General features: G+C 57.7%; 17 protein-coding genes. 10 read left to right on the forward strand and 7 right to left on the reverse strand.

All coding sequences use genetic code 11. The features are described 5' to 3' along the window. Window positions 1-6 precede the first annotated feature (6 nt). Window positions 7-966 (reverse strand): UDP-glucose 4-epimerase family protein, encoded by a 960-nt coding sequence (locus PXJ20_RS18905; protein WP_114808998.1) that lies wholly within the window; start codon window positions 964-966, stop codon window positions 7-9. 641 nt (window positions 967-1,607) lie between these two features. Here PXJ20_RS18905 and rfbF point away from each other — a divergent pair. From rfbF to PXJ20_RS18950, 9 genes are read left to right on the forward strand one after another with little or no spacing between them, the layout of a single operon-like run. Then, window positions 1,608-2,378, forward strand: a complete 771-nt coding sequence (rfbF, locus tag PXJ20_RS18910; protein WP_421030458.1) for a glucose-1-phosphate cytidylyltransferase — start codon at window positions 1,608-1,610, stop codon at window positions 2,376-2,378. Beyond that, a complete protein-coding gene (rfbG, locus tag PXJ20_RS18915; RefSeq protein ID WP_421030457.1) occupies window positions 2,378-3,448 on the forward strand; it encodes a CDP-glucose 4,6-dehydratase in 1,071 nt (356 codons plus the stop codon). Before rfbF ends, rfbG begins: the two co-directional genes overlap by 1 nt. 11 nt (window positions 3,449-3,459) lie before the next feature. After that, on the forward strand, window positions 3,460-4,773 hold the full coding sequence (gene rfbH, locus PXJ20_RS18920) for a lipopolysaccharide biosynthesis protein RfbH (RefSeq protein ID WP_126877751.1): 1,314 nt from the start codon (window positions 3,460-3,462) through the stop codon (window positions 4,771-4,773). Window positions 4,774-4,785: 12 nt separating this feature from the next. Beyond that, window positions 4,786-5,832 (forward strand): NAD-dependent epimerase/dehydratase family protein, encoded by a 1,047-nt coding sequence (locus tag PXJ20_RS18925; protein WP_421030456.1) that lies wholly within the window; start codon window positions 4,786-4,788, stop codon window positions 5,830-5,832. After that, window positions 5,829-6,635, forward strand: a complete 807-nt coding sequence (locus PXJ20_RS18930; RefSeq protein WP_421057433.1) for a transketolase — start codon at window positions 5,829-5,831, stop codon at window positions 6,633-6,635. Before PXJ20_RS18925 ends, PXJ20_RS18930 begins: the two co-directional genes overlap by 4 nt. Next, entirely contained in the window at window positions 6,632-7,561 is a 930-nt protein-coding gene (locus PXJ20_RS18935) for a transketolase family protein (protein WP_413213225.1), read from the forward strand. Before PXJ20_RS18930 ends, PXJ20_RS18935 begins: the two co-directional genes overlap by 4 nt. Then, window positions 7,536-7,988 carry a GtrA family protein gene (locus tag PXJ20_RS18940; protein WP_233425649.1) on the forward strand — a complete coding sequence of 151 codons (453 nt, stop codon included), beginning with the start codon at window positions 7,536-7,538 and terminating at the stop codon, window positions 7,986-7,988. Before PXJ20_RS18935 ends, PXJ20_RS18940 begins: the two co-directional genes overlap by 26 nt. Next, a complete protein-coding gene (locus PXJ20_RS18945) occupies window positions 7,985-8,944 on the forward strand; it encodes a glycosyltransferase family 2 protein (RefSeq protein WP_017773057.1) in 960 nt (319 codons plus the stop codon). The genes PXJ20_RS18940 and PXJ20_RS18945 overlap by 4 nt, the downstream gene beginning before the upstream one ends. Before the next feature lie 54 nt (window positions 8,945-8,998). Beyond that, window positions 8,999-10,852, forward strand: a complete 1,854-nt coding sequence (locus PXJ20_RS18950) for a sugar translocase (protein WP_421030454.1) — start codon at window positions 8,999-9,001, stop codon at window positions 10,850-10,852. A gap of 24 nt (window positions 10,853-10,876) precedes the next feature. Here the strand turns inward: PXJ20_RS18950 and PXJ20_RS18955 are convergent, their stop codons facing one another. Further along, window positions 10,877-12,064, reverse strand: coding sequence for a hypothetical protein (locus PXJ20_RS18955; protein ID WP_421030453.1), 1,188 nt, complete (start codon window positions 12,062-12,064; stop codon window positions 10,877-10,879). Here PXJ20_RS18955 and PXJ20_RS18960 point away from each other — a divergent pair. Beyond that, window positions 12,063-12,308 carry a hypothetical protein gene (locus PXJ20_RS18960; protein ID WP_421030452.1) on the forward strand — a complete coding sequence of 82 codons (246 nt, stop codon included), beginning with the start codon at window positions 12,063-12,065 and terminating at the stop codon, window positions 12,306-12,308. The two genes, PXJ20_RS18955 and PXJ20_RS18960, sit on opposite strands and share 2 nt — an antisense overlap. A gap of 336 nt (window positions 12,309-12,644) precedes the next feature. Here the strand turns inward: PXJ20_RS18960 and PXJ20_RS18965 are convergent, their stop codons facing one another. The 5 genes from PXJ20_RS18965 to PXJ20_RS18985 form a co-directional block, all read right to left on the reverse strand. Further along, complete coding sequence (locus PXJ20_RS18965; RefSeq protein ID WP_421030451.1) at window positions 12,645-14,051, reverse strand: glycosyltransferase family 4 protein; 1,407 nt, start codon at window positions 14,049-14,051, stop codon at window positions 12,645-12,647. Window positions 14,052-14,124: 73 nt separating this feature from the next. Then, complete coding sequence (locus PXJ20_RS18970) at window positions 14,125-15,279, reverse strand: glycosyltransferase (RefSeq protein ID WP_421030450.1); 1,155 nt, start codon at window positions 15,277-15,279, stop codon at window positions 14,125-14,127. 60 nt (window positions 15,280-15,339) lie between these two features. Then, complete coding sequence (gmd, locus tag PXJ20_RS18975) at window positions 15,340-16,371, reverse strand: GDP-mannose 4,6-dehydratase (protein ID WP_421030449.1); 1,032 nt, start codon at window positions 16,369-16,371, stop codon at window positions 15,340-15,342. A gap of 88 nt (window positions 16,372-16,459) precedes the next feature. Then, entirely contained in the window at window positions 16,460-19,024 is a 2,565-nt protein-coding gene (locus PXJ20_RS18980) for a glycosyltransferase family 4 protein (protein ID WP_421030448.1), read from the reverse strand. Then, complete coding sequence (locus PXJ20_RS18985) at window positions 19,012-20,757, reverse strand: glycosyltransferase family 4 protein (RefSeq protein WP_421030447.1); 1,746 nt, start codon at window positions 20,755-20,757, stop codon at window positions 19,012-19,014. The genes PXJ20_RS18980 and PXJ20_RS18985 overlap by 13 nt, the downstream gene beginning before the upstream one ends. Between the last annotated feature and the right edge of the window lie 85 nt (window positions 20,758-20,842).

A 20,842-nucleotide genomic window follows, 5' to 3' on the forward strand; every position in this document is an offset into this window, starting at 1 on the left:
GTAAGGTCAGCGCGTTGAATCGTACCAGGAAGCGGTCTCCAGCAGGCCCTGCTCGACCGTGTATGGCGCCGACCAGCCGAGCACTTCGCGAATATGTGCGCTATCCACGCGCAAGTCGCCCACAAGTCGGTCGATGGCAGCAGAGCGTCCGGTCAACCGGCCCGCAAGACGCAGAAGCGGCACGGGAACGGGGATCAGCCGGGTGGGTACGTGAAGTTGCCTCGCGAGCGCTTCTACGAGCTCGGCCACAGTCAGATCCTGACCGTCGGTGACATGGAACGTCTGCCCCGCGGCACCGGGCGCGACGATGCAATGAACAAGCGCGTCCGCCAGGTTGTCGACGAACACCATGCTGCGGCGCGCCGTGACGGCGCCCAAGGGCAACGGAACACCCTTCGCTATGGCGCGCATCAATTGAAGAAAGTTGGCTCGCACACCTGGGCCGTAGACCAGCGGCGGGCGCACGATCACGATCTCCATGCCCGATTGCGCGCCGAATTCAAGCAACGCCCGCTCCGCCTCGAGCTTCGAAATACCGTATGGGTCGGTCGGCATGGGCCGGTCCGTTTCGGTGACCGGATGGTCCTGGCTGCTTTCCGCTACGGCCTTGATGCTGCTCACGAAGACCAAACGGCGAACACCGGCACGACGCGCTGCCCGCGCGACGCGCAAGCTGCCGGTCACGTTGGTCGCCCGGTATGCCGCGAGCGGCTCGGACACTGCCTCTTTCATGACGTGCACACGCGCGGCGAGATGGACCACGACATCGCAATGCAGCGTCGACGGCCACGCATCTTCGATGCCGTCGAAATCGTCTGCGCCGAAGACCCACTCGCGAACGCCACTGTATGTGGACTGCGGGTGGCGCACGATGCCCGTCACGACGTCTCCTCGTTCCAGCAAGACACGGGACAGCGCTTTGCCGACGAAACCGTTCGCTCCGGTGATAGCGATGTGTTGGGTCATGAGCGCGTTCGAGACCGGCAAGTCAATAACCTATGCACTGCTGGCCACGCTGCCCTCCAGCGTGGCGACGAACAAAACAAGTCCTCGCAGCGAAGATCGAAAAGATGCGCCCTCTCCCTATGTGCCTGCCGGGGCACGAGCAGCGCCGTGCACCTCAATAGCGACCGTGGCAACGAATCCGGCATCAAGACTCCTTCAAAGCAGGGCGCTGGGCAGAAGCGCGACCAGCCGTATTGTAGACATGCCGCCATGAGACCAACACAGCGTGAGAGCGAACCTGTGCGCGAGAGTGTCTATGGATAAGGAGATAAGGACAAGGACGCCCGTTGCCCACGTGTTGCGACGTGGAGTGGCAAGAACCCGAGGAGTTGAGATCGGGTCGCGGCGCAACGGTCGGCACGCAAGTGCGCGCGTCAAGCCGCCCTATTGTTCGCGGAGACCCTCATGCTAAAATCGTAAGATTCGGTTAGATTTCGTCACATCTTTACCGTAATTCGATTCGCTGGCATCAGCGCAGCCAACAGAACGACCCAGGCTGCGACTTCGCGGCACATCGGGCAAATGCGGGCACTTGCCCCGAAACCGTCCTCCGGTTCACTCATTGCTCACCGAATTTTCGACTGCGTCCAGACAGGATTTCAATGAAAGCTGTAATTCTCGCAGGTGGACTTGGGACCCGAATTTCCGAAGACACCGTCAATCGCCCCAAGCCGATGATCGAGATTGGCGGCAAGCCGATCCTCTGGCACATCATGAAGATCTACTCGGCATATGGCGTCAATGACTTTGTCATCTGCTGCGGCTACAAGGGTTACGTAATCAAGGAATATTTCGCGAACTATTTCCTGCACACGTCCGATGTCACGTTCGACATGCGGACCAACGAAATGCAGGTTCATCAGCAATATGCCGAACCGTGGAAGGTGACGCTGGTGGATACGGGCGAATCCACCATGACGGGTGGGCGGCTGCGGCGCGTGAGAGACTTCGTGAAGGACGAAGAGGCCTTCTGCTTCACGTATGGCGACGGTCTCAGCAACATCAACATTTATTCTCTCGTCGAGTACCACAGGGCACACGGCAATCAGGCAACGCTCACCGCGACCTACCCGCCGGGCCGATTCGGCGCGCTGCATATCGAAGATCGCAAGGTCAGCTCGTTCAAGGAGAAGCCGAAAGGCGACGGCGGCATGATCAACGGCGGATTCTTCGTGCTTTCGCCGAAGGTTATCGATCTCATTCCCGACGACGAATGCGTCTGGGAACGCGAACCGCTCGAACAGCTCGCCGCCCAGGGGCAACTCTCGGCCTATGAACACGAAGGCTTCTGGCAGCCTATGGACACGCTGCGCGACAAAACGCTCCTGGAAGACCTCTGGCAATCCGGCAAGGCACCGTGGAAGGTTTGGTGATGAAGGACGCTTCGTTCTGGCTCGGCAAGAAGGTCTTCCTGACCGGCCATACGGGTTTCAAGGGTAGCTGGCTCACGCTCTGGCTGCGAGCCCTGGGAGCCGAGGTCACGGGCTACGCGCTCGCACCGGAAACCACGCCGAACCTCTACACGCTTGCGCAAGCCGGCGATGGCATCGAGTCGGTTATCGCCGATATCCGCGACCGCGAGCAATTGCTCAACGCAATCAGGGCCGCTCAGCCCGAAATCGTCATTCATATGGCGGCACAACCGCTCGTGCGCGAATCGTACGTCACGCCGGTGGAAACCTATGAAACGAATGTGCTCGGGACCGTCTATCTGCTCGACGCCATTCGACTCGTGCCGGGCGTGAAATCCGTCGTGATCGTCACCACGGACAAATGCTACGAAAACCGCGAGTGGGAATGGGGTTATCGCGAAAACGAGGCGATGGGCGGCTACGACCCGTACAGCAGCAGCAAGGGTTGCGCCGAACTGGTTACGGCCGCTTATCGAAACGCCTTCTTCAATCCGGCCGCCTATCAGCAGCATGGCGTCGCAGTGGCCAGCGCGCGAGCGGGCAATGTGATTGGCGGAGGCGACTGGGCGGCCGACCGGCTCATTCCGGACATCATGCGGGCAATCGCAAACGGGGAGACGGTCCATATCCGCAGCCCGCACGCCATTCGTCCGTGGCAACACGTGCTCGAACCGCTCAGCGGCTATCTCGTCCTCGCTGAAAAGCTCTACACGGAAGGTACGCGATACGCGGATGCCTGGAACTTCGGCCCGAACGACTCCGACGCGCAGCCTGTGCAAGCCATCGTGGAGCGGCTCACCTCCCAGTGGGGCGAAGGTGCCCGATGGAAACTGGACGACGGTAATCATCCGCACGAAGCCACCTACCTGAAGCTCGATTGTTCGAAAGCGCGTGCGCGTCTCGGCTGGCGGGCGAGATGGAATCTCGATCACGCACTGGACAATATCGTCGCGTGGTACAAGGCTGCCGCTCGTCACGAAGACATGAAGGCCGTCACGCTCGCCCAAATCGACGAATACACTCATTCTTGAAGCTATCCCCCATGAACAAAGATCAGATCCGCGAACAGATCATCCAGCTCGTCAAGCAATACGGCGAGCTCGCCACCCAACCGCGCGCGTTCGAGCCGGGACAAACCGTCGTTCCGCCGTCCGGCAAGGTGATTGGCGCGAAAGAGATGGAACTGATGGTCGAAGCGTCGCTCGACGGGTGGCTGACCACGGGGCGCTTCAATGAGGAATTCGAAAAGAAGCTTGCAGCATTTCTCGGCGTCAAATATCTGATCACGGTGAACTCCGGTTCGTCGGCCAACCTGATCGCTTTCTCCACACTCACATCGCCCAAACTCGGCGATCGCGCCATCCGTCAAGGCGATGAAGTCATTGGCGTCGCGGCAGGCTTCCCCACTACCGTCAATCCGATTCTCCAGTTCGGGGCGGTGCCCGTTTTCGTGGACGTGGAACTGGGTACGTACAACATCGACGCAAGCAAGATCGAAGCGGCCATTTCGCCGAAAACGAAGGCGATCATGCTGGCGCACACGCTGGGCAATCCGTACAACCTGGAAGTCATCACGGCGCTGTGCAAGAAGCACAACCTGTGGCTGATTGAAGACTGCTGCGATGCTCTCGGGGCTACTTACGACGGCAAGCTGGTCGGTACCTTCGGCGACATCGGTACGCTCAGCTTCTACCCCGCGCATCACATCACGATGGGTGAAGGCGGTGCGGTATTCACCAACAATCCCGATCTCAAGCTGATCGCCGAATCGTTCCGCGACTGGGGCCGTGACTGCTATTGCGCGCCCGGAAAGGACAACACCTGCGGCAAGCGCTTTTGCTGGAAGCTCGGCAACCTGCCCGAAGGTTACGATCACAAGTACACGTATTCGCACCTGGGCTACAACCTCAAGATCACCGACATGCAGGCGGCGTGTGCCCTTGCACAGATGGACCGGCTTGAAGGCTTCATTCAGGCCCGACGCGACAACTTCGCCTATCTTCACGACAAGCTGCAGAGCTGCAAGGAATTCCTGATCCTGCCGCACGCTACGCCCAACTCCGTGCCGTCGTGGTTTGGTTTCCCGATCACGTTGAAGCCGGAAGCCGATTTCCGGCGTGTCGATCTGCTGTCCTATCTCGACCAGAACAAGATCGGAACACGTCTGCTGTTCGCGGGCAATCTCACGCGCCAGCCATACATGATCGGCCGCGAATACCGCGTGAGCGGCGAGCTGACGAACACAGATATCGTCATGAACCAGACGTTCTGGGTTGGCGTGTATCCGGGTCTTAGCCGTGAAATGCTCGACTTCATCGTGGAAAAGATCGAAACGTTCCTGGGCGTCAACTTCTAAAAGTCTCGAAACATGCGAAAGCCGCTGCCACAGGAAGATCTGGACTTCATCGTCGAGCGTACCGCCGACGTGTGGCCCGCATTCGACCGCGCGCGGCTTTTCATGACCGGTGCAACGGGCTTCATCGGGTCATGGTTGCTCGAGGTCATACAGCATGCGAACCGGGTAAGAGGCTGCGGCATCGAGGTTGTTGCGCTAAGCCGCGAGCCGGACCGGGCACGCGCGCAGGCGCCGCATCTTTTCAATGTCCCCGGCATGACGCTCATCGCGGGTGACGTCGTGAACTTTGAGGCCGACGTTGGCGCCATCGATCTGTGCATTCATGCCGCAACAGACGTCGCGGATACCACCAAGGCCGGCGACCGGTTGCGCGTGTTCGATACGGGCGTAATCGGCACACGGCGTGTGCTGGATCTTGCGCGGGCCAAGGGTGCCTCCAGGTTTCTGTTGACGTCGAGCGGCGCCGTCTATGGCACACAGCCCGCCACGCTCGCTCGCACGCCAGAGACGTTTTCCGGCGCGCCTGATCCTCTCGACGTCAACACGGCATACGGTCAGAGCAAACGCGCCGCCGAATGGCTTGCGGCGGCGTACGGTCAACATGGCGACCTGCACGTTTCGATTGCCCGCATCTACGCGCTTTTGGGCCCCGCCATTCCGCTCGACGGTCCGTTCGCAGCCGGCAACTTCATTCGCGACGCATTGGCAGGACAGCAGATCGCCATCAATGGCGACGGACGACCGCTGCGCAGCTATCTGTACATGGCGGACGCCTGTGTCTGGCTATTGCGGATCCTGCAACACGGCGAACGGGGCGAAGCGTACAACGTAGGTTCCGAACACGAGATTTCGATTATCGAACTCGCACGCGCGGTCGAACGGCTGTGCGGTTCGCCACTCGCGGCGATGCCGCGGGCCCAGGCGAAGGACGGCCCACCGCCGCGATACATACCTGACACGACGAAGGCGCGCACCGCTCTCGGTGTCGACGAATTCACTTCCTTAGAATGCGCTCTGTCAAAGACGATCAACTGGAGCCGCGTGGCGGTCACAGCATGAGAAAGTTCGACGCGTCCCGAATCCGCAAGACGGTTCTCGATATGGCGTTTGCAGGTTCGACGGTTCATATCGGCTGCGCGTTTTCAATTGTGGAACTGCTTGCGGTGCTCTACCGCAATCATCTGCGCTTCGACGCGACTAATCCGCGGTCCGCAACGCGCGACTACATGGTGCTCAGCAAAGGCCACGGCGTCATGGCGCAATACGCCTGCCTCCACGAGATTGGCTGGTTGCCGGACGACGAGATTGCGCGTTATTTCGGCAACGGCACGCGGCTGAAAGGGCTCGCGGATGCGCACGTGCCCGGCGTGGAAGTCACCGCCGGCTCGCTTGGCCATGGCTTGTCTGTTGGCGTAGGGCTCGCGCTTGCCGCCAAACGGAATAACACTGACCAGATCTGCTATGCCCTGGTGGGCGACGGTGAGCTGAACGAGGGCACCATCTGGGAAGCCGCCCTGTTCGCTGCGCAGTTCAAGCTCGACAACCTCATTGTCATCGTCGACGCGAACGGTTTTCAGGCCATGGGAACGACTGACGAAGTCATGGGCCTCGGCGATATCGCTGCAAAGTTTGCGGCCTTCGATTTCGACGCGGTCACGATAGACGGCCACGACGAGTTCGCGATCGACCGGGCATACAGCGATCTGAAGACCCGCAAGAACGGGCGGCCCAAAGCGCTGATCGCGAAGACCGTGAAAGGGAAAGGCGTGTCGTTCATGGAGCACGACAACATCTGGCACTACACGCGACTCAACCCCAAGACGTATGAGGCGGCCGTTGCCGAACTTGGAGGCAAGGCATGAGAGACGCATTTTCGAACGCCCTTGTGGCTGCCGCGCAAAAAGACCCCAAGGTACTTTTGCTCACCGGTGACCATGGCTACGCGCTGTTCGATCCATTCCGGAAAGCCTGCCCGGACCAATATCTGAATTGCGGCATTGCCGAGCAGAACATGGTTGGCGTGGCAGCAGGGCTTGCGAAAGCGGGCTTCCGCCCGATCGTCTACGGCCTTGCCGCGTTCGTGCCCATTCGCGTGCTCGAACAGATCAAGATCGACGTGTGCTACGAGGATCTGCCCGTCACCTTCATCGGAGACGGCGCCGGCGTGGTTTACGCTCAACTGGGTACGAGCCACCAAAGTACGGAAGATATTGCTGCCCTGCGCGCCGTACCGCAGATTTCGATCTACTCGCCATGTGATCGCTTCGAGCTGACCGCTTGTGCGCAGCACATCCTTGAGAACTCGCGACCCGCTTATCTCCGCATGGGCAAAGCCGATCTCGGCGATGTCCATCGCGCCCCCTTGACGGACTGGGCGAGCGGCGATTTGATCCCGGTGACAAATACCGGTGCGTCGTACCTCTTCGTCGGCACGGGGTCGGGCGTCAAGCTGGCTCAACAGGCCGCAGCCGCGATAGGAAATGCCGACGTGGTTTCCGTGCCATGCCTGAAACCGTTCCCTGCCGCCTCCCTGCGCAAGCTGGCCGAGGGACGTGAGGCAATCGTCACGTTCGAAGAGCACTCCATCTACGGCGGCCTTGGCGGTGCAGTCGCGGAAACGCTCATGGGGCAGTACCTCGGAACGTTCGTCCGCGTCGGCATTCCGGATCAATTCAGCACGCTGTGCGGCAACTATCCTTTCCTGATGGAAAGCCATGGCCTCGCGCCCGAGGCGGTGGAAAAGCAGATCAGGCGCGCGCTCGATGCAAGCATCCAATACGAGCGGTAACGACATGGCAGACGGAACGCCCGCCGGTGCCAGCACAGCGTCAGACCGTGAGCCGGCCGTGAAGACCGTTTATCAGCTGATCCGCTTTCTCGTGGTAGGCGGTCTCAACACGGTTTTCGGCTATTCGCTCTTCGCCGTATTTACGTTTATAGGTCTGACGTACCCAGTGGCGATCGGGCTAGCAACCATTGGCGGCGTGCTGTTCAACTTCCAGAGCATAGGACGGCTCGTATTTGACGGCGCACCGCGGTCGCGTTTCTGGCGCTTCGTAGGTGTCTACTGTGTCATCTACCTCGTCAACCTGGGAGGCGTGCGCCTGCTTTTGAGTCTGGGTGCCAACGTTTACGTCGCCAATGCCATCACGCTGGTTCCCCTCAGCCTGCTAGCCTTTATTCTCAATCGCCGGTTCGTTTTCAATTTGCCATGAAGCACATCACGGTCGTCACTCCCTGTTTCAACGAAGAGGAAAACGTGGAGGCGGTGTATAGCGAAACGCGCCGCATCTTCTCGACCATCCCTGAAGTCACCTACGATCATCTCTTCATCGACAACGCATCTACCGACACAACGGTAAGCAAGTTGCGCAGCATCGCGGCGGCGGACCCGAACGTGAGCGTCATCGTGAATGCACGAAATTTTGGGCATATTCGCTCGCCGATGTATGGCTTGCTTCAGGCGAAGGGCGACGCGGTGATCCTGCTGGTGGCCGATCTTCAGGACCCGCCCGAGTTGATGCGAGAGTTCGTCAAGAACTGGCTTGCCGGCGCACCTATCGTGATCGGCGTAAAGCCGGAGGCGAAAGAGTCGGCGCTATTCTTTGCGCTTCGCCGCATGTACTACCGCCTCGTTACGCGTATCGCGAACGTGAAGCTTATCCAGAACTTCACCGGTTTCGGTCTGTACGATCGCAAGGTGATTGAGATCCTGCGCCAGATCGACGATCCCTATCCGTACTTCCGCGGCCTGGTCTGCGAGATCGGCTTTGATGTAATCCAGTTGCCTTACGTGCAACCCAGACGCAAGCGCGGCATTTCGAAGAACAATTTTTACACGCTGTACGATATTGCGATGCTCGGCATCACGTCGCATTCCAAGGTGCCGTTGCGCCTCGCGACCATTGCCGGATTCTTCCTCTCGGGCGTTAGCCTTTGCGTTTCGTTCATTTATCTGGTGCTCAAACTGCTGTACTGGAACAGCTTTTCAATGGGCAGCGCACCGATGCTCATCGGTTTGTTTTTCTTCTCGTCTGTTCAGCTGTTTTTTATCGGCTTGCTGGGCGAGTACGTTGGCGCGATTCTGACGTATGCGCAAAAGCGGCCGTTGGTGGTAGAGAGGGAGCGGATCAACTCCACCGCCGACTCTCCCGCGTCGCTCGCCAAGTAGCGCCGAAGTGAATCAACCAACACCCGCAGCACTACAAACAAGAGGCTAGATCTCGTGACAGACTTCGCCTTCGGGGATTCGCCGAGCACCCGCTCACCGGAAAAGAGCAAAGGTTTGTCGTTGGTCGCACCATGTGCGCTGGGCGCATTCTCGTTGGTGGCTGGCTGGATGCTCATGGGTGGGAGCCAACTTGATATTCGCGTTCCGCTGATCTACAACGGCGATGGGCTACTGATGCTCCTCGTGATCAAGCGTCTTATGGAAAATCTCTGGGTCTTCCATAGCAGCGCAATGGGGGCACCATTTGGCTCTTATCTTTACGATTACCCCATCCCTGATTCGGGAAGCCTCGCCGCGCTAAAGGTGTTTGGTGTCCTGTCGGGAAGCGCAGCCACCGCGCTCAATATCTACTATCTCATCGGGTTTCCACTAAATGCGCTGAGCGCCTATTTTGTTGCACGGCGCTTTCGCCTGTCACGCGCGCTCAGTTTTTCGGCCGGCTTCATATTTACTATGCTGCCGTTCCATTTTTTACGCCTGCCCCATCTGTTTTACACATGGTATTTCCCTGCGCCGTTATTTATCTGGTACGCCTATAAAATATACATTGGGAATCTCTTCTCTTCCGACAAATCCCGCGGCCTGTCCGGACAAATTGGGCACGTAGCCACCCTTCTGGTCTTGTCGTGCTTCGGAGTCTACTACTCCTTTTTCGGTGTTCTCTCCTTTCTGGCTGCAACACTCTGCAAATATCTGCGCGTGCGGTCGATCATCTCCATATTTCCCGGCATATTGGCGGTCGCAATCGTAACAATCGGCATTGTAGCGAACGTCGCGCCGAATCTAGCCGATCGGGCCAGACATGGGATCAATACCGAGGTGGCCCAGAGGAATCCATCCGAAGCAGAGCTCTATGGATTGAAGATTACGCAGTTGCTGTTGCCGCGCGTCGGACATCGCATGGCGCCCCTTGCGGAATTGACCCAGAAATACACGACCACCTTCCCGCTCGTCAATGAAAATGAAACAGCCTCGCTTGGGGCGATTGGTAGCGTCGGCTTTCTGGCACTATTGCTCGCACTGATTGCGCCTGGGAAAGCGCAGCGACGTGACGAGCGGCTGTATTTTCTTGCCGCCATTACTTTCGTTCTTGTTCTGTTTTGCACAATTGGCGGCGGATCGGCGCTCTTCAGTATTTTAATTAGCCCAATGATTCGGGCATGGAACCGGGTAAGCGTATTCATTGCATTTACTTCAATCTGTGCGGCGATGCTTATCACTCAGCTAGGCATTGAACGATATGCGCCGCGTCTGCGCGCAACGTGGCCGGCCATTGGTGGTATTGGCGCAATTCTTTGCGCTATCGCCATCTGGGATCAAACAACGCCGCCTTGCCAGGCTTGCAATGACGCAACCCGGGCCGAATATCTGAACGATGCGAGATTTATCGGCTCAATAGAGACGGAGAGCCCCAAGGGTAGTGCGATCTATCAACTGCCTTATGTCCGGTTTCCGGAGGCCCTCTCCGTAGGCGGGGTGCAATCTTACGATCAGGCGCGCGGGTATCTGCATTCTGCATCGCTCGGGTGGAGCTACGGCGCCATGAAGGGACGCGCCTCTGACCTGTTCTTCCGCGCGCTCGCCGAGGCACCCCTCGAGCGTCAGATCGAGGTTGCGAGGCGGATCGGTTTTAGTGGAATCTATATAGACCGTCGAGGCTATGCAGACGGTGGTGCCGCAATCGAAGCCGAATTGACGCGCTTGCTCGGCGGACCGCCCGACCTGATCAGCGAAAACAAACAGCAAGTCTTCTATAAACTGACGAGAAATGGAGTAACTGTGGCACCCGTGCCAGCAGGCCTCTCCGTGGACCAGATCATAACGCGCGCCGGGTTCGTAGCCAGGTGAGTACGTTTTGTCGATAACCTAGGGTCAGCGAAAATTAACTGCACAATTTTCCAGCGGCATCAATTTAATTGATTTAACGGCCAGCCCTAAGGTTCTATCGTCTGCAGACATTCCAATTGCGGATGGCTTAGTGGCAAATGGCACCACAATTTCCAGCTTCGGCCGCGAAACCACGCTCTCAAAACAGAAAATTCCGCGATAGTACCAAACGCCACCGGCCTCCATGAGAACATAGTTCAACGGAGTGTCGTTGATTAGAATTTGCACATTCGATGCGTCGTCGGGCAAAATAATTGACAACACCGATAATTCACAGACGTACTCAACGCCCGGGATAATTTCGCATGCTGGATATATCTCGGACGCACCGGTGGTCCATCTTACGCCGTACCAATGAGGCCAGATTTCCCGCAAATGAAATCCGTTGTGCCGGATCGAGTCGTCCATGTCTATAAATGCGTAAGGCGCCAACCGTTCCGAAGAAGCGGAAGCCGTACCAAGCCCCCCTGATACGTCGAAAGACTCAAATCTTTCCTTGCCAAAACGATAGAGCTCCATATCAAATCTATTTTCATCTTTTAATAGCGCAGTCAATTGCTCGTTGCGAGTCTTGCTGTACACACCCACGTTTAGAGCAATAGAATTCGGACTTCTTCCGAAATCAAATCTTTCGCACATCAACGCAATCGAGCGTTCCATTTGCTCAAAGATTCCCACAAATTCAAGGTCATCCAGATTTTTCACCGCCTCTTTCAGCACCGCATCATCAATTACGAAGCTCATCTTCTCAACACTTCGCCCGAACTCGAAATGCATAGACTCTCGGTGAGTGGGCGTGTTTGGCAAAAATGAACTGGAGAGCCACTTAGTCTGGATGTTCTTGATGCACTCTCCACGAGGCGACGTGATAAAGTCGACCAAATCCTCCGACTGGTCTATCTCACCAAGCTTCTTCATATAATTGAACGTGCTAATCGACAGATCTACGGGATCCCTCAAAAACACGATTTTCCTGACCGGCCCGCTCATAAGCGAAGCAACTGACATTGGAATATGGCCTGCGACGACTTTTGCCGCCTTCAAGAGCGAATAATCAATGCAGTTGTTATAATACGAATTCCTTATTTTTTTCATTATCATTGAATCGACAACGGACATATTGTCTTCGAGCACGGCGGTAATCGACGTTCCCGCTGTTTTCGGAATGTGCATGAAAAAAATACTCATTTCTCTTCGCCCCTTCGGCAAAAAATACCGCGGCAGCGCTCGCCGCATTTATGTGGAAGCCCGTGTAGATCGAACAAATACTCGAAGGCTGAAATGTACATTGACTTTAATTCTCCTGCAGTCGCGCGGCGCAGCAGGATGCCTCGAAGCGAGAGGAATGGAATGCCTTCCGAACTACGTCGAGGAATCGGACGTGGCGTCAGTATCAATGGCGATTTACTTGACATGAGCGGCGCTACACAGTCGCCCATCTGCGAGAATCTGGAAGTGGCCGGTATCGTAATTTTGGCGTGATCCTGTGATGCCACACAACGAGGTCGCTATACCGCATGTTGCGCAAGCGGAATGAGGCGTTCCCAAAGCCTTTCATTGCTTAGGGCGAGCGCACATGGATTTTGGACGGGAGCTATTGCCGCGAGGATAAAGAGATCGTCATTGCGGCGCGACCGAGCGCGACGCACCCACGCGGTATATGGCATGCCGTAGATCGCCCGGCTAGTTGAGAGTGAGCCCGACCATCATCATCGAGCGGCCTCGAGAGCATCGCCCTAAGGAGCCTGGATGCTCAGCGAACTGGCCCGCCTCCCAGACGCCGTAGTTCCGCCCAGGCTTTTTTGGCGCTATCTCGAAGAAGATCAATGTCTTGTCGCATCGGCGTCACTCGAGGTTGATGGGCAGATAGTGCTGCCAATACGGCGTCGACGAATCCGTGTTCGTCCTTGTAATTGATCGGGGAGTAGTCCCGTGGCCGGAAGGTTCGCTCGATCGCCTCCAACGCCAGCGTGGCCGACCGCTGCCAGGAGAATCGCCTGGCTTGTGCGAGCCCGTTACGCCGCAATTTCGCGGCGAATTCCACATCCGCCAGCGCATGCAACATCTTGTTGGCAAGGTCTTGTGCTGAACGGGGATCGAACAGCGCCTCGTCCAATCCGACTACCTCGGGCAAGCTGCTCGTGTTGGACGCTATTGTCGGTGCACCACATGCCAGCGCCTCCAGCACAGGCAGCCCGAACCCCTCGTAGAGGGAAGGGAAAACGTGTAGGCGGCAGAGACTATACAACGCGACCAGATCCTCGTCGGGCACATAGCCGATTACTCGAACATCGTCTGACGATAGGCCGGTACGCTTCACTTCCGCCGCAAGCGCTGCACGCTCCGCAGCCTTGATGTTGCTGCCAATCACTAGTTGGTGCGACGCGCGAATATGCGTTGGCAGAAGAGCATACGCATCGATCAACGTCGCAAAATTCTTTCGTGGATCGAACCCCCCTGGCATATACAGTACAAACGGCTTCTGGATTCCGTAGCGCGACGTAATCTCTTCCGCTTCCTGTGGCAAATACGTTTTGCACACGAAACGATCGTCGATGGCAGCCGAAATATTGACCACTTTATCTCGTGGGTATTGAAGCAATGTCACTGCTTCGTCCGCCGAGTGCTGCGATATGGCAAGCAACAAATCAGCACGTCTGAGTGAATCAACTTTGCCAAAATAGAACCGCTCGTACTCAGGCGTAGTCACATAGTGCTGCGATAGAACCCACGGAATGAGGTCATATAGGGTGACCACAGTCGGCAATTTGATTCCGGTGCGACCGACGGACACGACTGCGTCGTCAACAGAGCCCTCAAAGAGGCTCGACACATGTACGACATCGGGCCGAAGTTGGGCTAGAAACTCCTCGCGAAGGTGCTCGGCCGCGCGGAGACGCCATTCGTTGGCCGCAACCGTTTCAGTCACCGGTGCCATGCCCGGAAAGATCGCAATACGTTCGGGAGGAACGACATCGGCAAATTCCCTCATGAGCGGCTCTATGGTCTCACTGAAGTTCCCGTTGAGTAACAGCCACACATCGTGGCCATGTGCCTTAGCGAGAGGCACCATGGCTCTTAAAAGGGATTTTGAGTAGCGACCGACGCCTCGAAACGAGCTGTCATTCTGGGCCGCCTGGAGATCAACGATGATGCGCATGGGTCTCTTCGCAGTAACGTGTGGAAATCGGCGCCTATATGAAGCGGCTTCGGCCCGGATTGGGTGCACGGGTTTAACAGCCACCGCCCATCTTCACCGTTGCCTTCAACACTTCCTCGTACAGCGACACGTACGCTTTCCCCAGCGCGGGTCCCGAAAACAGCCTCTCGTACCGCGCCCGGGCGGCCAGCCCCATACGCCGCGCCAGCCCCTCGTCCTCAAGCAGGATGTTTACCGCCTGCGCCAACTCCTGCGACGCTTCTGGCCGAACGACGATTCCAGTCACCCCATGTTCATTGACATAGGACGTGCCGGAACCGATTTCACAACAGACCATCGGCTTGCCAAACATAGAGGCTTCGACCAATACCATCCCGAACGCCTCCGAACGCAGTTGCGAAGGAAGCACCAGCCCCCGGCAGCCCTTCAGTAACGCGATCTTCTCTTCGTCCGTCACCTGGCCTGCAAAGATGACATTCTTGGCACCTCTCCGCTCAGCCAGTTCTTTCAACCTTTCCATTTCCGGGCCCGATCCCGCGATCACCAGATTGGCGGGAATGGACGAAGCAGCCTCTACGAGTACATGGAGCCCCTTGTAGTAACGCAACACGCCAAGGGACAGGAAATATGGCTTGGTCCCTAACGGCAATCGGGCAAGGAGGTCCGGCCCGCATCGCTTCGACAGCTCGCTGTTTGCGTAATCGCGGATGCCGAGGGGAATCACGCGCAGACGGTCGGGGCGTACCGCCTCGGTCAGTACGCGACTCGATTGCGCATACGCAGGCGAGGTCGCGACGACAGCAGACATCGAAGCCAGCATCCGGCGCATCAACGGACCATACACATAGCCCAACATGCGCTGGCGAACGATGTCCGAGTGGTACGTCATCACCGCAGGTTTTCCGCTTGTGTCCAGGAGGCGCAAAACGTCGCCGAACGGCCACGGAAAGTGGAAATGCAGCACATCCGCCCACTGCGCCAGGCGACGGTACTCACGCAACGAATCGAAGCCTCCAAGGTCGCATGATGCCGGCGCGGCCCAGGACTTCGAGCGGACCACGTTCCCCTCCGGAAACGCTACCTCCTGCGGCTCCGGATGGGGCGATAGCGTGAAGATCTTCGGGTCCGCACCGCACTCGCGCGTGGCAAGGCTGATCTGCCTGATTGCTTCCTGCAAACCACCGGGCGGATCAGGGAAATAGGTGCGGTAGACATGGAGCACCTTCACGCCTTGAGTCCCTCGGCGAAAGAAGCAGCGGCGTGGCCGCCCGTCAGAGCAATCGCCACTTCAGAACGAATGGCCGACTTCATTACGACGAAGGTCGGCCTTCACCATCATTTCGCACAGTTGCTCGAGCGTCGTCTGCGGCTTCCATCCGAGTTCACGCTCCGCCTTGGCGGGGTTCCCCACGAGCAATTCGACCTCTGCGGGACGGTAGAACTTCGGATTAATCCGCACGACCGTCTTGCCCGTGGCGGCGTCCCCGCCGGTTTCCTGTTCGCCCGCGCCTTGCCACACAATCCGGATATCGGCGGCCTTGAACGCCATCGTCACGAAGTCGCGCACGGTTTCCGTGCGGTTCGTCGCCAATACGTAGGTGTCCGGCTTATCCGCTTGCAGCATGCGCCACATGCCTTCCACGTACTCCTTCGCAAAACCCCAATCCCGTTTTGCGTCGAGATTGCCCAGCTCCAGGACGTCCAGCTTACCCAGTTTGATCTTGGCCACGGAGTCGGTAATCTTGCGCGTCACGAACTCGCGGCCACGCAGCGGAGATTCGTGATTGAACAGAATGCCGCTGCAGCCGAAGATTCCATACGACTCGCGATAGTTCACCGTGATCCAGTGTGCGTAGAGCTTCGCCACGCCGTACGGGCTGCGCGGATAGAACGGCGTTTCTTCGACTTGCGGAATGGCCTGGACCTTGCCGAACATTTCCGACGTGGATGCCTGGTAGAACCGGATCGCCGGGTTGACGATACGAATAGCCTCCAGCAGGTTCAACGGGCCGATACCCGTGATCTCCGCCGTCGTAACCGGCTGGTCGAACGACACCCCAACGAAGCTCTGGGCCGCGAGGTTGTAGACCTCAGTGGCGCCAGTCTGCTGCAAAAGGCGGATGCTCGTGGACAGGTCGGTCAGGTCGTACTCGACCAGATGCAGGTTCGGATGATTCTGGATGCCCAGTTCATCGATGCGCCAGAAATTGACCGAACTCGTCCGGCGATACGTACCGTAGACCGTGTAACCTTTTTCCAGCAGAAGTTGCGCGAGATAGGCACCGTCCTGCCCGGAAATACCAGTGATGATTGCTTTCATAAGAAATACTCGAAGAAATTGACCTAGTTGTTCGATGTAGTTGCCAACGAGCCCGGCTATGCGGGCCGGTCCCGTCGGCGCGTGCGTATCACGGTTTATCGTCGTTTAGTACGTCAACACGGCACAGCAACTGATGAGTGCTCTGTTCCCACGTCAGCCACGGCATGTCCGAGGAATCCGGCACCTTGCCGTTACGATAAAGGTCGAGCCATCCGGAAAGAGCCTGGGCTAACGAAGCACCATCCGCTCCACTAAACCAGTACGCGTAACCGCCTGCTACTTCCCGAAATACCGGAATGTCGCGCGCGACGATCGGCAATTTGTGTTGGGCCGCTTCGATGAGCGGCAGGCCGAACCCTTCGTATTCGGAAGCCGCAATCAGCGCGCAACAGGTCTCGTACACGCGTTCGAGATACTCGTCGCTAATGCCTTCCAGCCAGAACAGCCGCTTGCCACGAAGCGGATGGTCACGCAGACGCTCAACCAGTTCCTCGACGTGCCACCCCGCCTTGCCAACAATCACGAGGTTGACCTCTTCGCCTTTCGACCAAAGAAGCTCGAAGGCATCGATTGCCTGAGCGTAGCTCTTCCGCGGCTCGACCGTGCCGACCATCAGAAAGCTCGGGCAAGCCTTGAGAGCATCGAGTACCTGCTTTGCCTCGTCAGGCATACCAACCGTCGGCTGGCTGTTGCCGATATCGGCGCCCAGATGGAAATGGGTAATATCCGGCACACGACCCAATCCCGCCCGCTTCTCGACGAACCAACGGCCCACATCGGCCGCGACGGCCTCGGAAATGCACACCAAGCTGTGCGCGTAGCTCGCAAGGCCGTCTATCCAGTGCGTAAAAGCCTGTGTCATCCCCGGCGTGTGCCACCGCGTGTTCATCAACGGAGTCAAGTCGTAGACAACGTAGTGAATCTGGACGCCCGCCTCGTACATGTGGCGAAGCGTCTCACTGAACGCCGGAAACAGATGCGCCGTAAGGTCCAGTCCAATAAATACATCGTCCTTGCCGAAAGTAATTGGCACATCCTGAATTCCTTCGGCCGGCCGGCCAAGGAACTGCGCGACGAAGGATCTGGCGTAGAGCAGCCCGTGACCGTCTTTTGTATAGACCGCCTCGACACGATAGCCCGCGGGCGGATGCTCGAGCAGTCGCAGAAGAATGCTTCGCACCACTCGCTGGATACCCGACTTTGCGTCTCTGGCGACCAGCTCCGAGATGTCGACCAGCAATTGCCGATCACCGCACACGCCGTTGATAACCTGCTTGTTCAACTCCAGACACTCCTTAAGCGAAATGCGATCACGGTTTGAAGCATCGAGATGCGCTTCTGCCGCCTGCCGCGTCATGTCAGCCATGACGCGTTCGTACGTGGTGGCGACATCTCCATCACCGATACGCGACATCGGCGCGCTTGCAGCTACAAACGCCTCTTCGAGCCTATCCAGCGCAAGGTGTGCGGAACGCTCCCACGAGAACTTCTTGACCTGTGTGGCGCAATGGCGTTTGAGTCTCTCAAGAAACTCTTCATCCGTCAGGCCTCTGAGCATCGCGCGCGCGATGTCTGCAACGGAAAGAGGATCGAACAGCGCCTCTTCACATCCCACAACCTCCGGCAAACTTGTGGAGTTCGACGCCATAACGGGCGCACCACAGGCCATCGCTTCGAGAGCCGGCAGACCAAATCCTTCGTGCAACGAAGGAAACACGCAAAATCGGCACAGTCCATAAATGGCTGTGAGCTCGTCATCCGGCAGGTAGCCTGTCAGCACAAGCTGATTGGGCTCAAGCCCAAGGCTGGCTGCCTTCGCGTCGAGTGCTTCGCCCATTCCTGGGGGCACCTTGCTGCCTATAACGAGCTGCAGACCGTCCCGCACGCTGGAAGGCAGGCTCGCGAATGCTTCGATCAACCGATCGAAGTTTTTGCGCGGGTCGAATCCTCCCGGTACGTATAAAACGAACGGACCGCTTATGTTGTACTGGGCGAGCAACTGCTGGGCCGCGTCGGCGGGAAGTTGGACCGGCGCGAACTGCTCACCGATTGCCGCGGAAATATTGACAATCCGTTCGGCAGGAATCTGCAGCAGGTCGATGGCTTCCACGCGCGAATGTTCCGATATCGCGAGCAGACAGTCGGCCCTTTTAAGGAACTCTAACTTCCTTAGATAAAACGATCGATACCCGGGGTCCACCAGGTAAGCATCACTCATCGCATACGGGATGAGGTCATACAACGTGACGGCAGTAGGCAGTCGGCTCAAGCCAGAATTGATGGCCACAATCGATTCATCGCCCCAACCTTCGAACAGGCTCGATACGTAGACGACATCTGGCTTCAACGCTGCGAGAAACTCTTCGCGCACGAGTTCCGACGCACGGGCGCGCCAGCCGCTTCCGGGAATCGCTCCGGCCGTTTCGGGAAGACCGGAAAAAATCACGATCCTTTCCTGACCCAACAACCCGGAGAATGCGGTTCGCAGCGGGCCGATGGTTTCCGGGAACTTGCCATTGAGCACGATGTAGACCTCATGCCCGCGGCGCTCAGCATCTGCCACCATCGCCAAAGCAAGCGACAGCGAATATCTTCCGATGCCTCTGAATCTGCTTTCGCTTTGCGCAGCTTGCAGATCGATCACGATACGCATGACGCTCCCGCATCGGAAATCGGGCCCTGGTCGGCCCTGGGTTGGAATTGAACTTCGCCCACCGCTACGCCGAACGGCAAATCAGTCGTAGATGCGTGTTGCGGTCTGCTTACGACAAACGTCACCTCTGACGTCGAACTCCCTTTGACAGGCTCGATGACGAGACTCGCGGGACTCCAGTCTTCGCCCACCGGCGTACGCGCCAACATCGGCTTACCGTCGATGAGTACATCGACGGTCGTACCGCTTTGCACCGATCGCCAGACAAAGTCCAGTTGACCTGGCCGCGAACGGAAACTGGCACGGATCCCGGTCCAGGCGAAGCAACGGTAAGGATCCGCTTCTATGGGATAAAAGCCGCTGCTGCCCCGCAAGAGTCCATCGAGAAGCGCCATCTCCTCGAAGCCGGGAGCCGACGCCTCCATGAACTGCACGTCACGCAAAGCGACGGCACGTGGGCTCGACCGAGGCAGACCTGAAGTCTCCGTCAACTCGATGGTGACGTTCCTGAGGGCAGTGCCATCTTTGCGAGGAACAACGATGCGGAACGACGTCCAGTTTGCCGAGACGTCGACGTATCGATGCGCGAGTTCACCGTCGATCCGAATTTCAACGGTGCCTCCGGCCTCGGTCCGCCAGATTCCGCTCATTGCGCCTGGACGGCATTCGAAGCTGGCCTTCTCTTTTGTCCACGCGAAGTGGGAGTTTCCGTCGGTCTCGATGTCGAAAAAACCGCTCAACAGACTGTCCGTGTCCGGCAATCCAACGGGGTCGTCATAAAGCGACGCGAGGCGCTCGACTACACGTGCCCACGTGAAATTGGCGCTGGCGACGATCGTGGAAAGGAAACTGCGCGGCGCATCCGCACAGCGCGCGATTGCGGCCGCTATGCCTGCGGTGTCGGCATGATCGACATAGGCTGCGCCTGCACCGAAATACTCTTTCGTACACCCTTCGGACGTCACGACCACCGGGGCTCCGCAAGCAAAGGCTTCCAGTGCGGCCAGTCCAGGCGTTTCGAGCACGCTGGGCAATGCAAACACCGAACACGCCGCGTACGCGGAGCGCAACAAGTCCGAATCGTGATTCAACGGTCCGATATAGCGGAGTTGATCGCCGCCTTCCTTGAAACAGGACTGCGCGTACTCCTGGTCGCGCACATGCCCTATCAGCACCAGTTGCAGATCAGGATGCGCCTTAAGCGCACGAGCCAGCTCAAGCTGATTCTTACGCGGCTCGACATTCGCAACGTTCAAGACGAACTTGCCGGTAATGCCGAACTGCTCCCGGAAAAGCTGGCCATCCACCGGTTGCAGGAAATATTGGTCGATGCCGTTGTAGACGGTAAAAAACTTCTCTCGGGGAATATTGAACACCTTCGCGAGAAGATCGCATTCCGCGTTCGAATTGCAGACCACGCGGTCAGCCAGCACAAAAATGAGGCGAATTTCGTCGAAGGGGTACTTCGACTTCGACTCTTCCGTGATCCACAGATTTGGCGAAACCACCAGCGGCAACCCGATGCTCTTGACGAACGAACAGAAGTGCAGCGAGCCACTCATGCAGGAGAAGTAGTGAACCACTTCATGATCTTTGAAGCGCGGATTCCAAAGGTCGAGAAGACTGACCTGCACGCCACGTTCAACGAGGTGCTTGTGGTACTGCTGAAGCTGAATTTCGCCACCACCAGGCGTATGAAACGCCATAGGGTAGGTGTTGAACAATACTTTCATATGAACTCAGTTAATTTACCGGGCTCGCCTGATTTGTTGACGCGCTTCGTTCGACGTAACACCCGCAGGTCGACGTCAAGGACCG

This window comes from Paraburkholderia sp. A1RI_3L, from assembly GCF_048957895.1.
In the GTDB taxonomy this organism is placed as follows: Bacteria; Pseudomonadota; Gammaproteobacteria; order Burkholderiales; family Burkholderiaceae; genus Paraburkholderia; species Paraburkholderia kururiensis.

Bases quoted from the DNA above. Each gene is read 5' to 3' on its own strand.
- PXJ20_RS18905 (WP_114808998.1), bottom strand. From the start codon at position 966: ATGACCCAACACATCGCTATCACCGGAGCGAACGGTTTCGTCGGCAAA.
- rfbF (WP_421030458.1), top strand. From the start codon at position 1,608: ATGAAAGCTGTAATTCTCGCAGGTGGACTTGGGACCCGAATTTCCGAA.
- rfbG (WP_421030457.1), top strand. From the start codon at position 2,378: ATGAAGGACGCTTCGTTCTGGCTCGGCAAGAAGGTCTTCCTGACCGGC.
- rfbH (WP_126877751.1), top strand. From the start codon at position 3,460: ATGAACAAAGATCAGATCCGCGAACAGATCATCCAGCTCGTCAAGCAA.
- PXJ20_RS18925 (WP_421030456.1), top strand. From the start codon at position 4,786: ATGCGAAAGCCGCTGCCACAGGAAGATCTGGACTTCATCGTCGAGCGT.
- PXJ20_RS18930 (WP_421057433.1), top strand. From the start codon at position 5,829: ATGAGAAAGTTCGACGCGTCCCGAATCCGCAAGACGGTTCTCGATATG.
- PXJ20_RS18935 (WP_413213225.1), top strand. From the start codon at position 6,632: ATGAGAGACGCATTTTCGAACGCCCTTGTGGCTGCCGCGCAAAAAGAC.
- PXJ20_RS18940 (WP_233425649.1), top strand. From the start codon at position 7,536: ATGCAAGCATCCAATACGAGCGGTAACGACATGGCAGACGGAACGCCC.
- PXJ20_RS18945 (WP_017773057.1), top strand. From the start codon at position 7,985: ATGAAGCACATCACGGTCGTCACTCCCTGTTTCAACGAAGAGGAAAAC.
- PXJ20_RS18960 (WP_421030452.1), top strand. From the start codon at position 12,063: ATGAAAAAAATACTCATTTCTCTTCGCCCCTTCGGCAAAAAATACCGC.
- PXJ20_RS18955 (WP_421030453.1), bottom strand. From the start codon at position 12,064: ATGCACATTCCGAAAACAGCGGGAACGTCGATTACCGCCGTGCTCGAA.
- PXJ20_RS18965 (WP_421030451.1), bottom strand. From the start codon at position 14,051: ATGCGCATCATCGTTGATCTCCAGGCGGCCCAGAATGACAGCTCGTTT.
- gmd (WP_421030449.1), bottom strand. From the start codon at position 16,371: ATGAAAGCAATCATCACTGGTATTTCCGGGCAGGACGGTGCCTATCTC.
- PXJ20_RS18980 (WP_421030448.1), bottom strand. From the start codon at position 19,024: ATGCGTATCGTGATCGATCTGCAAGCTGCGCAAAGCGAAAGCAGATTC.
- PXJ20_RS18985 (WP_421030447.1), bottom strand. From the start codon at position 20,757: ATGAAAGTATTGTTCAACACCTACCCTATGGCGTTTCATACGCCTGGT.